The organism is Azohydromonas australica DSM 1124 (genome assembly GCF_000430725.1).
Lineage (GTDB): Bacteria > Pseudomonadota > Gammaproteobacteria > Burkholderiales > Burkholderiaceae_C > Azohydromonas > Azohydromonas australica.
On record NZ_AUMO01000092.1, the window covers coordinates 15,894 to 29,861 of the forward strand.

Below are 13,968 nucleotides of genomic sequence, written 5' to 3' on the forward strand. Positions count from 1 at the left end.
CGTCCTCGCAGCACTTGCCGCCAATGACCCAGCGGGCCATCGTCCTTGACGCCAACATCCTCATCCGCGCTGTCCTGGGCGAGCGAGTACGCCGGCTGATCTCGGATCACGTGGGGGAGGTGAGCTTTTTCGCGCCCGATACCGCCTACGCCGAGGCGCGCAAGTACCTGCCGGCGCTGTTGCAAAAGCGCGGCGTGGACGGTGTCGCCGCACTGGCGGTACTGGACGCCCTGGAGGCCGTGGTGCATCCGCTTGACGCAGAGGTCTACCAGCTACTGCAGGCCCAAGCCCTGGCGCGCATCGGGGAGCGCGATCCTGATGACTGGCCGGCGCTGGCCTGCGCGCTGGTGCTGGGCTGCCCGGTATGGACGGAGGACGCCGACTTCTTTGGCACCGGCGTAGCCACATGGACCACCAGCCGGGTGAAGCTTTATCTGGGGCCCGACGCTTGACTTCTGGCCTTTGTCGAAAACGCCATCTCGCAAGCCCGTGCTGGCAGCGACTGCCAGAGCAACGGTCATCTCGGTATTGAGGCTCCCCTACGTTCGCCGGCAGGTCGCACCTGTCTTCCACGCGCGGGCTGGTGATAATTCGCTTGCGGCTTGCGGCGTTATGTCAACTTGGGGTGATGACGCCAGTCGGACTAAGATGATGAAGGGTCAGCCGGGAACGATAAGCGAATCGGCGCGCATATCCGGCGTTTGCCGCCATAGTGCGGCATAATTTTTTATTATGCATCTGAGTGCCTCGTTATCGCTGCACGGCAAAACAAATCCCAATGTATTATTTGCGCTGGGTATTGAATCTTTGATTTCATTGGCAACCTACGCTTTTTCTGCATCTGTGGTTCCCGCCAAGTCATGCGACTTAAGAAGTAAGCGGTACCGATCAAAACGCCAACTGTCGTAGGGCATAGTACTAATTGGAAATTCGGGAGAATCGGTGCCGTTGGCGGACATTGAGCCGGATAGGACCTCGCCACACCGCATTACGAGCAAATCAAGCTGAGAGGGACATAGCATATGGGTTACCGTATGCGGCGGCTGTTCAATATTGGCTTTAAGCTGTTTCACCCAATCGCAGATGGCATCATTAGAGGCAGGCGGAGTTGACTTTGGTCGCGTGGAAAGAATTTGAAATTGAAGGAGATTGACTAGGCACTGCCGCTGGACGTAGCAGTGCGAGGCAACAGCACTACTTGATGTCTTCGCAATAGCTTCCAGCATTGTATCGGCTCTCAACTGCTTAAGTACATCCTCAACCTCAACCATGAAGCGGGGCTCTTCTGACGGAGTCCTCTCGACAAGCACGTCGGCGTTAGCTTCAGCTGAACTGCTTAACATAACAGTCAAGCGCATTGCAATATGTTCAGCGCGCATGCGAAGGAAATGGAAGTCGGCCAAGGTTTGAAGTCCTTTCCGCTCTAAGTCGGGACGCTCCTTTTGGAAGGCGGAAGTCCACAGTGTTTGCCAGCGCTGAGTTTCGAACAGCCACCAACGGCTGTCCTGTGGTTGGCGCCGGGCTGTCACATGGCATAGGTATAGTGCCTCTCGGCCTGTTATCTTGCGCTCCGCTGCTAAAGGTGGCATACCATCGTCTTCGCCTGTATGCATCAACTCCAATTGCGAAACCGTAAAAGCTTGGGTGGCCAGCGTATAGGCCGCACGCCATTCCCCGTAGACTGCAAACACTAGCGCCTTGCATAGCAGCCATAGATATAGCTGCTCTTGCTCGGTATACTTTTGTGTAATCTCCTTAAACCTTTGCTCCACTTCCTCAATAAAGTGAGAAATCGAGGTGGTGCGATTGCGTAATTGGTACAGAACCTGAGATGTAAGTTCCTCGACCTCGCCGAACCGGGTCAGAATAAGAGGAGGCACTCCCCGAGTTGGAACTAATTTTTCTCCTTGTTGTGACTCGTTGTTACTCTGCAAGTGCGGGATTACGCTTGCACTTATTTTTTGGATAAAACGAGACATCTCGGCACGCAAATGCTCTCCCAATAATCGCGCTGGATCTTGCCCAGAAAAGATTTTTCCAATATCGGCCAGCACGCGATGTCTTACGCCGCGCTCTACTGCATGGGATGCGCCAACTAGGCGAACATAGTCAGCAAAGCGCTGCTCTAATTCAGCGTATGCTTTATCGGACAGGCTATTGGCATGCAAGAATGATTTCTGCATGCCGCTAATAGCTTCAGGCAAATCGTGCAATTTTTGGTAGCTGGCCGCCAGTTTGCCATGGACACCAGCCATTGGCCCAGATGCCTCCGAAAAGAATACAGGGAGCCAACGAGCAAGGCCGTCGCCCATTGAGCACTCAGGCGCCTTTTGATTAGCTGCAGCAGCGAAATCGACGAAGGTGTCATCGACGATAAAGCTACGCAAGTCGCGAATAGGAGCCCAGCTCAGTGAATCAATACAGTCGCGTGCCCTTGGATCCGGTAGTCCGTCCAGTGGCCCAGCCAGTGCTAAATAACGACCAAAGTTAAGTGATTTGTGTGTGCCCCAACGCGGCGCTCTAGTACGATGGTTCTGTACCTTGTGAAAGCGTCGTAGTGCTGCACTGCACAACCGACTTGCCCCTGTGAGAAAACAAACCCGTATGGGTATCATATGTTCGGCGAAAAACCGATTTAACCACTCAACCTGCGCCATTACCTCAGCATCATGCATGCGCTTAATTTCACGCCGTGCTGCACCGCGGGAACTAAGCGTTTTGCTGTGTGAGCCGTCACGCTCAAAATTTTCGCGCGGCAAGGTTTCGTTTACAGCTGCCGTCCACATACGGCGGATCTCGTCAAGCTGCTTTGATGCGACAGGCGACCTCTGTGTTTCGGTCAGTGCATCAGCTATCTCACCGCAATTTCGTGAGAATAGAAGGCGGCCGTCATCTACCCGTAGTAGTTCACCTAGTCGGTGAACTTCACGTCCTGCGTTGTAGCGGCCGTAAAGTGCAGGTAAAGTTTTTTCAAGCTGGCTCGCTAATTGTTCGACGAAACTGATTGCGCTAAGTTGAGGGGCGCGTAGATACTGCTCTACCACCTTTGTTAGATTCCTCTTCTCCGCTTCGTAGTTAGATAGCGTTTGTTGTACCTCGACGATATATTTATGTTCGATGGCACTTAGCACATCAAAAAACTCGCTCTCTAGCGGTTCGAGCAAAACTTTAGGGTTACCAGCTTGATCATCACGAAATAGGTAACGGCCTAGCATTTCGGCTAGTCCTACCATTGAGGGACTTACCGAGCCGCGCGCACCGCGCCCGAACACTTGAGACGCTGGTGGGTCTAGTAATCCAGTAAAGGCTACGTATCCGGCATTGTTATGCGGGTTAGCGTAGGCTGACAGCACATCTACGTCTACCGCGAAGAGGGTAGTAATTCCTCGTAGCTCAGCAGAGCGGTCTGACTCACGATGTGAGAGACGAAGGCCAAGCTCAATAGCGCCGCACAAAAGTGCCTCGCGTGTGAGTTGAGGTGCATTGCCGTTCACTGCAATTTCCTGTCAAAAGAGTATGCTTGGTCGACGCCGAATGAACTTGGTTTTTTTGTAATTGACTGCCACGATCGACTGACATAGCGCGTTGATGCGCCCTCTATCTTATCCATAAAGAACCTACCAAGATCGTTTCCGCTCGGCATGATCCCAAGTAAAATATATCTCTCGTGAGGACTGAGTCCCCCCGACCGATTATCGGCGCTAAGCATGGCTCGTGCGCTATCACTAAGTTCATCAACTACGATTCTTTTGAATTCTTCTTGAAATCTTGTGCGTAGCAGTGGATCGTTGTTAAGCATCTCAGGCATTTCCGGGAACAATGCAAGCCGGCGCGAGAATTGCTGACTAGGTAGATCGCAAATGCATACGCCGATCAGCAAAGATGGAGAATATTCGCGCCGATATCGCAAGTAGTCTTTGGTGGCTGCTTCTACGACGCCTATTCCATTTGACGAGGGGACTAGCAGTCGCCACGTCCAAAGCACTTCGTCAAACACCAGTTGGCTACGGAAAAACTTAATTGCCATAAGACCGTGAAGGCAGCGACTCACAACATGGCACTCAGTGTTTCGTGCCAACCATAATAGTGTTGCGGCCAACTCTGCGGATGAATCGGTTGACCCTGGTGCGTCATCAATAGCCCGCATTTCGGTCCGCAACTCCTCTAAGCACTGCACAAGCGCTTCGTCAAAATCAACTCGCGCATGCGCAGGCATTTTTTTTATTATCTCGAGTAAGTCCTGCCGCCAATCACCTGTCTCGCCAACTCCAATCACGTAAAGACCCGGATCAAAGGCCGTTGCAGGGTTAAGCCCATCGATTATAATCCCAGTTGAGCCCTTTAACAGCCATGATTTCATTTGTTGCAGTGACTGTTTGGCTAGCCAATCCGCTATGGGTTTTTTTAGATCTTTCATGATAACTCCCTCACACCAAGACGGTCTACGATCTTCTGTAGCCATTCATCTAGTGGCTCACCCGCCGCTTCAGAGAAATCCTTATTTAATCGGATTGCAAACGCCTTATGGCTATCAACTGGGCTGGCGCCACGTGGGTCATCGGTTAATTCACCGACGACGCGTATGCGTGGCTGAAACTTATTCCACCATTGTTCCCGTGCAACTGGATCTTGTGGTCCCCATGGCGCCTCCTTGCATAGTAATTCAGGCCAGCCGTCAATACTTTCTGCGCCGCACGCAAAACTCTCTAAATCAACTGTGGTGCCAGTGGCCTCCAATAAAATTGTCCCGTTGGTTTGTGTGCGGCGAATTTCCCACGGTGCCACGCTCCTGAACCGCGGCCCAGGCACGGCGCCGATTGCGCACGGCCGGATGACAAAGTTGCCCTCGTGCCCGAAATAGTCTTTAATACCTTTCATCGAAAGTGAAATTTCCACTATCCAGGTGCCTTTGTTGTTTATGTGGATTAGGCCTAGCCTGTCTCGCAACTGACCTGGAGTAAGGGCTTGACGATCCATGCCGGACGGGCTAATCCAGAAAAAAGGGGCTTTTCCTCTTAAGGTCTTGCTATGCATTGAGTGCTTAAGCAAATCCGGATCTAAGTAGGTTGTGGAGCCTGACTTATAAATTGAACGTAGATATTGCTTAAATGCCTCGTGGTCTTGCTTTGCTGCCTTCGGATTCCAGCCTGGCACACTTTCAAGATATTTTCCTGAATTGAAATAATGTTGTGCCATGGCTTGGCTGGTCAAGACAGTCAGCGCTTCAGACTCATCTGGGAGATTTGGAGTCGCACAGCGTTGAGGCGGCTGGAAAGCAAATGGCGGCTGCGAGGCTACAAATTCGCACATATTCCATACTAAAGAGGCCTGCCACGCTTCATCGTCGGGCGTAGTGTTCCAGCTTGGCGATTGCTGAAGTTCTCGAAACTTTCGGCGAACAGTCCTCGCATAATTCCAAAGTGTTTGCCTGTGCAACATGCCTACGCGGACCTGCATGGTTACATTGATAATGAATATGTGAACTTCCGGGATCTGGCTTGCCAGCTTGAAGAGATCCTTTAAATAACCCATGTCTACCTCCTCTGGTTTCAGGAGCGCGGGCCTTTAGCCGGCATGGCTGGCATTCAGGTTGTTTCGACTTCCTGCGATACCGACAATTTATCTGTCGCACGCCAATGGCGATGGCAAAACGTGCCAGCGGCCGCTGGAGTAGGCGAAATATCAAATCAAATTTGTTCTGTCGCCGTGTATGTCAAGAAATAGTACTCACAGCATTCCACACCGCATAGGCCACTTGTAGTCCGGTAACATCGCCGTGATCCTTAATAAAGCCATCCGCGTTTAAGTTGAACACCCGGCCCGGTGTGAAGGTGTAGCTATCACCGACCTGGTGCATCGTCTCCTGGCTGGCCTCATCTTCGGACAGGTGTTGGGCGCCGTTGCGCCCCATGCCGCCATAGGGATCGTCAGCCGTGCCGAGTGCAGAAGTCTGCTGCCGTGCGATGCGCGAGGCCAGGGGATAGGCGATGCCTACGGCCCGGTCGTCCTTGGTGTGGGTAATGACGATGGGGCCGGAGGCGCGCCGCTGCGACAGGACTTCACGGAACGCGCCGTCGTGCTGGCCGTCGTAATGGCCGGCCAAGCCGTTGTGCGAGTACGCTGCCTGCAGCAGCGTCATGGTGACAGCCGGCGTGCGGTCGGGCAGCGCATGTGCGGCTGCCGTCACCAGGCGTCCCCCGAAGCTGTGGCCAGCTAGGTGTAGGCGCAATCCCGGTTGGCGCTCGCGAATGCGGCGCAGTAGTGGTGCCAACCCAATGCTGCCCACTGTGCCCGCGCGTTGTTTCATCTCGTAGTAGGTCGTGAAGTTGATCAGGCGACGTGCCGCAGCCTTCATCCCGCTGAGCAGGTCGTTCAGCCCAGCGGCGCTCCCGGCGGCGTCCATTGACGTTGCCCCGCCGACGCGGCCTGCGGCTCCCGGCGGCACTGGTACCGCACCAGCCATCTCCGTGAACAGTTCCTCAGGATCACGGACAAAGAACTCCAGCGATCCGTCGTCGGGATGGGCGGCTGACGGGTTAAGGATGGTGCGCAGTTGCAGAACGAAGTCACGCCGCGCTGCAACGCCTTCCACGCCTTGCAGCTCGAGCTTGGACGCCAGTGCGAGTGCGGTGTCCAGAGCATGGGCGCGCACCGGGTCAGTGCCCGTGGTGCCTAGTCGCTGCGGGTTCTGTTTGAGTGCTTGCAGCAGGCGCTCCAGCGCCATGTCGTTGGCTGGCGTGGCGTCGGCAGCGCCGCCACCGGGAATGAGTTCCTCGTCCGTGAAGCGCTTGCTGGGCCAAAAGACGCGCAACACGCCAAACCGGCGATCCTGCAGGCCCTTCGGGACAAGATCGTCCTCGGCTGCAACCTGGACCAAGCTGGCACACAGCCGGTCATAAAGCGCTGCCGCGTCGGCCATGTCGTTGTTCCAGCCGTGCGACAGCACGAGGAGATCGGTCAGGCCCGGTAGCGCCTCGAGCAGTACCGCCGCCTGTCGCTCGTCGAAGAGCATCCCGTCCCGCGTGAACTCGACTGGAAACTGCTGGAATTGCACGTTCATGTCGTCCTCCGTTGAAGGGTGCCAAGCGATGGGTCAGACGGACTGGATGGCGCGCATGAGGTCCACCAACCCCTGGCCTTCGAAATAGCGCTCGCGCCCCAGTGGCGTGGCACTGTCGAGAAAGATGCGCTTGACGTCCAGCGGCTTCCCGATGAACTCGCGCCGAATGGAGAGGAACGCCGCGATGGCACCCGAAACGTGCGGAGCGGCCATGCTGGTGCCGCTGTCGTCAATGTAGAAGGCGGAATCGGGACTAACCTCAATCAAGCCAGCGGCCAGCGCGTCCGTGAGCTTGCGTCCCGCAGCGCACGAAGTGATGCGTTCGCCTGGGGCCACCAAGTCGGGCTTCATGCGGCCGTCCCCGGTGGGTCCTTTGGATGAGAAGTACGAGACGCCGTAGGTATGAGGTGAGTCGCGGTGCGTGGAACCCACCGTGATGGCCGCCGCCGCGTTACCGGGGTCGTTGATGCTGTTGGACAGGCACATCTTGGCCACTCCAACTTCGGCTGCGGCCGTACCGTAGCCCGTATTGCCTGCAGCAGCGACCACGATGACGCCTTCCTGCACCAGACGGTCGACCGTGGTGCACAGCGGGCTCTGGCCACAGGCGAACATCTCGGCGTCGAACTCATACCCGACGCTAAGGTTGACGCCGTGCACGCGCATGAGTTTCGGGTTGTCGTTGATGTGGTCGCGGATGTATTCCAGGGCCTGAATCACGCGGCTGGCCCGTCCCTTTCCCTCATGGTTCAGCACCCGCAGGCTGATGAGCTTGCACTGCGGGGCGACGCCTCGCGGCCGCGCAGCCTCAGCACGAATCCGCCGGGCCGCGAAGCTGCTGCTAGTCTTGCTGCCATCCTCGCTGAGCTTGTACTGCCGCTCCAGGGCACAGACGGTTGACGCATTGTTCGGTGCCTGCCCGCTGATGATGCCTGCCACGTGGGTGCCATGCCCGAAGTCGTCACGTAAGGCCAGCTCGCGGTGCTGCGCGAGCAGCTCCTGGCGCTTGACCGGCTCCATGGCCGGATCCGCGTCGGGATCCCCCAGCGGTCGCCGGGCCACCGGGATATTGCCTCGCATCTCAACGATGTCGGCAAAGCAGCGGTGCAGATCTATCACCTCCGGCGCACGCAGGGCGTGCCTGTCTGGCGCGTCTGCGGGGCCGAAATGCGGGTGCTGTGCATCCACGCCCGAGTCGATAACGGCCCAGGTAATGCCCTCACCGGCCGCAGCGAAGGAGCGCAGTGCTGCATCAGCCTTGATGGTGCTGATCGAGCGGTCGGTATGTGCGGTGACCGGGAAATCAGGCCACAGTCGGTAGATTGCCCGCTTGGCAAGTGGCTGGCTTTCGTCGCGTCCCACCAGCAGTCGCCACTCGCGGTCGAGCAGTTCACACCAGTAGTACGACTTGGCGATGCGCACCGGCTCCCTGGGCAGTGCTTCAACCTGCTCTTGGCCTTGCTGAGCGACCAACTCGGCAACGACTTGGCCGTGCAGTTCCAGGAATGCGTTAGCAGCTCCAGGCAGGCCGCCGACATGCTGCGCGTTCAGTTCAATGATGTAGGGGCCAGCATTGTCCTTGTCGTTCAGCGCCGGCAGTCCCCATTGCTTGCGGCGCACCGGATCGTCGAGTTCGCGCGGCGCCGTTGTTCGGGCGAATCGCTCCCCAACCGGTTCTGGACTCAGGGCGGGTTGCGATACCTCGTTTTCCTTGGTGGACGGTGGCGGTCCCTCTCCTTTGGCCTCCTTGGTTGCCTTGCGTCGTCCCGTGCCGCTGGACTTCCTCTGCGTTGCCATTTATATCCCCTTATTAGCCGAATCTTGAATAGCGGGCCATGCTCACGGCGTGAATGCCAACGCTAGATGGAGTCGCGACGTCACCCGTGTGCTACACCACCAATTAATGCTGGATTTCTTTTATGGCCAACCGCCGACATCTCAAGGATTGGCTCAGCAGTACATCGGCAAGTTGACTGACCTTGGCTCAGAATTGGGCCGGTGTTAACTCCTATAACTTTTCCGCCACCAGCACGACCTGTGGTGAGTTCGGCTTGGGCGCTGCTGGCGTACCTCAGCTAGGTCCTGCAACAAAAGTACACGGCCACCGAGTCCATGTCGACTCTTGCGTTAACTGGCGCCCCCGTATGGTCGCCAGAGCGCATGAGTGGGTACGTACGCCAAAGGATTGTGTCTAACGTAGAGGTTTATGAATTGGTATTTATCCCTGAGTTCCTGTGCTTCGCTATATGACTTTGGTCATGAACATGGCGCATGCCGATCGTGTAAAAGGGGTCTCGCTACGCTCAAGTAGTCGTGGCACGTACGGCTAGGCCGCCTTCTATGTCGTGAGTTTGGTATGGATAGAGAGGATGCACGCGGTGTTGCCCGTTCCGATGTAGAAAAAACGGAGCTTGGCTGCAGCTCGATGCACTCCAGGGTCTACCGGATTGGCATGAACCTAATTCTTATCAGCCTCAAGTGGCTTCTTCAACAACTGCAGCAGTGCGCCGGATGCGAGTGCAATGGCGCAAAACTTCGATTGCGTCCGCATATCCTATGCGTTCGATCTGTGCAAGGTCCACAACATGAATGCTGCAAAGACCCTCGGCGGCCATGGCGACATCGTGCCTTCTGAACTGTCTATGCCTTTCTAGCCGCCGCGGCGGCTGCATAAGCATGGCCAGCGTCCAATCTTTGGTTGATGAAGGCTACATCGAGCGCAGCTTCAGGCTGGGCCAGCGCACACAGCCGGTGTTTGACAAAGGCAGCGGCCCGCCTGTCCTAGTCCTCCACGAGCTCCCAGGGCTCACCAAGCCCTGCCTAAACTTCGCTGAGCGGCTGATCAGTGCAGGCTTTCATGTCCACCTGCCGCTGCTGGTGGGCCGCCCCCTGGAGCGGGCGCCGCACGCCAACTACCGGAAGCTGTGCATCTCCGAAGAGTTTGCGCGTTTGGAAGCCGGCAAGCATGCTCCGGTGACAGACGCCCTTCGTACCTTGGCACAGGACATCAGCCAGCGTCACGGTGGCAGGCGCATCGGCGCGATCGGTATGTGCCTTACCGGTGCTTTTGTCATTCCTCTCGTGATCGATCCGTGTGTGGCAGCGGCCATAGCCTCGCAGCCGGCAATTCCCATGCACCTGGGTTACCTGTTCACGGGCCTAGGCGGGGGCCGGTGGATGGACGCACTCAACATCAGTGATAGCGAGTTGCAGCACGCCGCCGACGTAGCCCGCAGCGACGGCAAGCACATCATCGTGCAGCGTTTCTCCGCCGACCGTCTCTGCCCCGGCCGGCGCGTGCGCCGCATCGCGTCAACTTTCGGCGATACGGCCATACTGCACGAATACCCCGAGTCTTCATGGTGGCGTCGCACGGTGCAGCCACCACACGCACTGCTCACCGAAGAGTACGACGCCAACGAAGACGCAGCGCACCCGACGCGACTTGCACTGCAACGCGTCGTTGATTTCCTACGCCAGCACCTAACATGAGTAGGAAGGGTTATTCCGTGACATCGCCAGCAGACACAACAGTACTACAGAGCTATCGTCCCTTTAATTTCCGTGGCCGTAAGCCCATAGCCATAAGCCGCGGGCTCACCGCCTTTTCTTGATCAGCCTTCTTCAGCTTGGCGTCGAATTTCATATGCTTGAATTGAAGGTCAAGATATTCATATGTTCACCGGGAGGCATGCCGCGATCCATCAATTTCGTTTTCGAAGGAAATGCACATGAGTCACGAAGAGCATTTTGCCGAAATTAAGACTCGTCTTCAACAATCCATCAACGAACACAAAACCTTTACGGATGGATTTTGGTATAATGCCCTTACCGCTTTGTCGCTCCTTTTATCAGGTTTTGCTTCTGCCTTTGCGCGAGAATCAGGATATGCTGCACTTGTTTCGCTGGCATCGGCCACTGCTGCGCTTTGTATAGCCCTTGAAAGGGCGCTTGGCTTGGGGGCTCGATGGAGATCCATACTGAAATGAAAAACGCTTATCGAACCTTACAAGATGGCCTAAACTTCTATGCCGTGCTGCCTGAAAGCAAGAGGGAGACATTCTTGAATGACTGGTGGGTTCGTCTACTGGCTCTACGTAGCCGAGAAGGGCAAATACCCAATTCAGGTGGTGGAGAGAGCAAGTAGCCAAATCCTTGCCTGATTAGCCTCCCAACTCCGTCAACGGAGCAGGCGCTCGCGAAGGAATCTGACGTTTCCTTGAGAGAAATAATTCTCTTTTTTTTCATTGGCAGATGGAAGGCCTTTCGGTCCCTTCGAGACCCACTGGAAGGGGCCAAACCCGGTTCTGTAGACCGTGCAAAGACCTAAGGAACCTCTGCGTAAAGCCGTGGCAAGTGTGCTGAGCGAACATCCAGGCCATGAAGCAGGCTGATCTCGGGCTGAACCTTTCGACCAAGCGCACGCGCAAGCGCGAGTTCCTGGAGCAGATGGACCGCGTGGTGCCATGGGCTGCGCTGGTGGAACTGGTGTCGCCCTATGCGCCCGACGGCCGCCGCGGCCGTCCGCCGTTTCCCGTGGAGACGATGCTGCGCATCCATTTCATGCAGCAGTGGTTCACGCTGAGCGACCCGGCCATGGAGGAATCGCTGCACGACGTGCCGCTGTTTCGAGAATTTGCCCAGCTCGATAACTGGGACACGCGGTTGCCCGACGAGACGACGATCCTGCGGTTTCGCCGCCTGTTGGAGCGCCACAAGTTGGCCGAGCAGATCCTTGGCGTAGTCAACGATCTGCTGCGTGAGAAGGGGTTGCTGCTACGCACCGGCACGGTGGTGGACGCCACGCTGATTGCCGCGCCGAGTTCGACCAAAAACAACCAAGGCGAGCGTGATCCCGAGATGCACCAGTCCAAGAAGGGCAACCAGTGGTATTTCGGGATGAAGGCCCATATCGGCGTGGACGCTGAGTCGGGCCTGGTGCACACGGTCCGCGGCACGTCAGGCAACGTCAGCGAGGTGGTGGAGGGAAACAGCCTGCTGCATAGCGAAGAAACTGAGGCCTGGGGCGATGCCGGCTATCAAGGCGCGCACAAGCGCCCTGATGCCAAAGGGAACGTGCGCTGGAATGTCGCCATACGCCCGGGAAAGCGCGCCAAGCTCGATCCCGAAAGCAAGGTTGATCAACTCGTGAATCAACTGGAGAAGCTCAAGGCCAGCATCCGTGCCAAGGTCGAGCACCCGTTTCGCGTCATCAAACGCCAGTTCGGCCACGTCAAGGTGCGCTACCGAGGGCTGAAGAAAAACACGGCGCAGCTCTTCACGCTGTTCGCGCTGTCCAACCTTTGGATGGTGCGGCACAAGCTCATGGAGGCGCAGGCATGAGTGCGCCCGGAATCCAGAAAAACAGCGCGGCAGGGCTCGAACCCTGCTGTGCAAGTGCCTCGGACGGTGAAACCAGCGCGAGACTGCTCGGCTGAACGTTTGTCGATCCGCCGACATCCTGCCTACCACCGTCAAAACTGGTTAAAGCAGATGGTATGGGCGACCCCCTCCTAACCGCGGTGCGCAGCTGGAGATCCAATTAACGAAGAGATCCCCCGGCGACGGCATCGCAGTGCCAGAGTGGAGATGCAACTCAACCACTGAGCCGGAGGATCCGCCATGGAGCTTACCGTCATCGCAGTCGATATCGCTAAGAAGGTATTCCAACTGCACTGGGTTGACCCAGACACGGGCAGCATAGAACGCATGAAGCTCAAGCGAGCCCAGGTGCTGCCCTGGTTCGCAAACCGGGAATCCGCCATCGTGGCGATGGAAGCTTGCGGCGGAGCTCACGAATGGGGCCGCCAACTCATGAAACTCGGGCATGAGGTGCGGCTGTTGCCACCAAAGATGGTCCGCCCGTTCGTCCATCGAAACAAAACCGATGCTGCTGATGCACGGGCTATCTGGACGGCAAGTCAGCAGCCGGACATGCGCTTCGTTCCCGTGAAAACCGAAGCCCAGCAGGTGGTGTTGGCCTTGCATCGCATACGAGCCCAGCTCATGAAGATGAGAATCATGCAGACCAACGAATTGCGCGGTTTGCTCTACGAGTTCGGGATCGTGCTGCCGGAAAGCCATCGAGCACTACTGGAGGAGTTGCCCGGGGCTCTGCGCGATGCGCAAGGCAAGCTGCCAGCCATGCTCATCGAGAGCTTGAACGAGCAGTTGCACAGGGTCCGTCAACTTGATGCCGACATCGGTGCCGTGGAACGGCGCTTGGCGCAGCACATGAGGGAGATGCCGGCATGCAAGACGCTCGCTGAAATACCGGGTATCGGCCTGCTCACGGCCACGGCTATCGTGGCCAGCATGGGGTCTCCCACGGCATTCAAGGACGCACGCGAGTTCGCGGCATGGATCGGACTGGTACCCCGCCAAGTAGGCACTGGAGGACGAGTTCGGCAGCTGGGCATCAGCAAGCGAGGAGATGCCTACCTGCGAACCTTGCTGATGCATGGCGCCCGAGCATTGGTGCGCTCAGACAAAGGTCAAGCTTGGCCTTGGCTGGCCGAATTGCTCAAGCGGCGGCCTTACTGCGTCGCCGTCGCCGCGGTGGCCAACAAGCTGGCCAGGACGATCTGGGCTGTACTGGCCAAAGGACAGGCCTGGAAAGCCAGCGCGTGGTAGCCAGCATGACAAGGACCGAATGAACGGACTACCGCTTTGAAGGAGAGCAAGCGACCGAGCGTGTGATGGGACAGACAGGTTGGACCGGGACGGGATCACTCCGGTAGGAACGTGGAGCACCAAGCTCGTAAAGCAGATGGGGAACCTCGTCGGCGAATGCCATCAGGGCCAGCAGGCTTGCCAGCCTGCACTACAGGCCGGATATAAGACTGCAGCCCTGCCTCCTGCTTCATCACTCGACAACGTTACTTGCGATCCGGGGGTCGCCCATATAA

10 protein-coding genes are annotated in these 13,968 nt (G+C 57.0%); 5 read left to right on the top strand and 5 right to left on the bottom strand.

Annotation, left to right across the window (positions count from 1 at the left end):
- Positions 1-23 precede the first annotated feature (23 nt).
- Positions 24-452: a PIN domain-containing protein gene (locus H537_RS0115155; RefSeq protein WP_028998584.1), complete on the top strand. Its 429-nt coding sequence runs from the start codon at positions 24-26 to the stop codon at positions 450-452.
- Positions 453-824: 372 nt separating this feature from the next.
- Here H537_RS0115155 and H537_RS52880 read toward each other — a convergent pair whose 3' ends face one another.
- The 5 genes from H537_RS52880 to H537_RS43250 all read right to left on the bottom strand — a co-directional run bounded on the left by H537_RS52880 (position 825) and on the right by H537_RS43250 (position 8,857).
- Positions 825-3,494, bottom strand: a complete 2,670-nt coding sequence (locus tag H537_RS52880) for a hypothetical protein (RefSeq protein WP_156901733.1) — start codon at positions 3,492-3,494, stop codon at positions 825-827.
- A complete protein-coding gene (locus tag H537_RS52885) occupies positions 3,491-4,417 on the bottom strand; it encodes a hypothetical protein (RefSeq protein ID WP_156901734.1) in 927 nt (308 codons plus the stop codon). Before H537_RS52885 ends, H537_RS52880 begins: the two co-directional genes overlap by 4 nt.
- Positions 4,414-5,532 (bottom strand): hypothetical protein, encoded by a 1,119-nt coding sequence (locus H537_RS52890; RefSeq protein WP_156901735.1) that lies wholly within the window; start codon positions 5,530-5,532, stop codon positions 4,414-4,416. The genes H537_RS52885 and H537_RS52890 overlap by 4 nt, the downstream gene beginning before the upstream one ends.
- A 181-nt stretch (positions 5,533-5,713) precedes the next feature.
- Positions 5,714-7,060, bottom strand: coding sequence for an alpha/beta fold hydrolase (locus tag H537_RS0115160; protein WP_028998585.1), 1,347 nt, complete (start codon positions 7,058-7,060; stop codon positions 5,714-5,716).
- A gap of 33 nt (positions 7,061-7,093) precedes the next feature.
- A complete protein-coding gene (locus H537_RS43250) occupies positions 7,094-8,857 on the bottom strand; it encodes a S8 family peptidase (protein WP_084150693.1) in 1,764 nt (587 codons plus the stop codon).
- An 879-nt stretch (positions 8,858-9,736) separates the two neighbouring features.
- Here H537_RS43250 and H537_RS0115170 point away from each other — a divergent pair.
- From H537_RS0115170 to H537_RS0115180, 4 genes are all read left to right on the top strand, one after another.
- Complete coding sequence (locus tag H537_RS0115170; RefSeq protein WP_028998586.1) at positions 9,737-10,552, top strand: dienelactone hydrolase family protein; 816 nt, start codon at positions 9,737-9,739, stop codon at positions 10,550-10,552.
- Between the two features lie 239 nt (positions 10,553-10,791).
- Positions 10,792-11,049 carry a hypothetical protein gene (locus tag H537_RS52895; RefSeq protein WP_156901736.1) on the top strand — a complete coding sequence of 86 codons (258 nt, stop codon included), beginning with the start codon at positions 10,792-10,794 and terminating at the stop codon, positions 11,047-11,049.
- A 391-nt stretch (positions 11,050-11,440) separates the two neighbouring features.
- Positions 11,441-12,403 (top strand): IS5 family transposase, encoded by a 963-nt coding sequence (locus H537_RS0115175; RefSeq protein WP_028998587.1) that lies wholly within the window; start codon positions 11,441-11,443, stop codon positions 12,401-12,403.
- A 279-nt stretch (positions 12,404-12,682) separates the two neighbouring features.
- Positions 12,683-13,693, top strand: a complete 1,011-nt coding sequence (locus H537_RS0115180; RefSeq protein WP_028998198.1) for an IS110 family RNA-guided transposase — start codon at positions 12,683-12,685, stop codon at positions 13,691-13,693.
- The last annotated feature ends 275 nt before the right edge of the window (positions 13,694-13,968 follow it).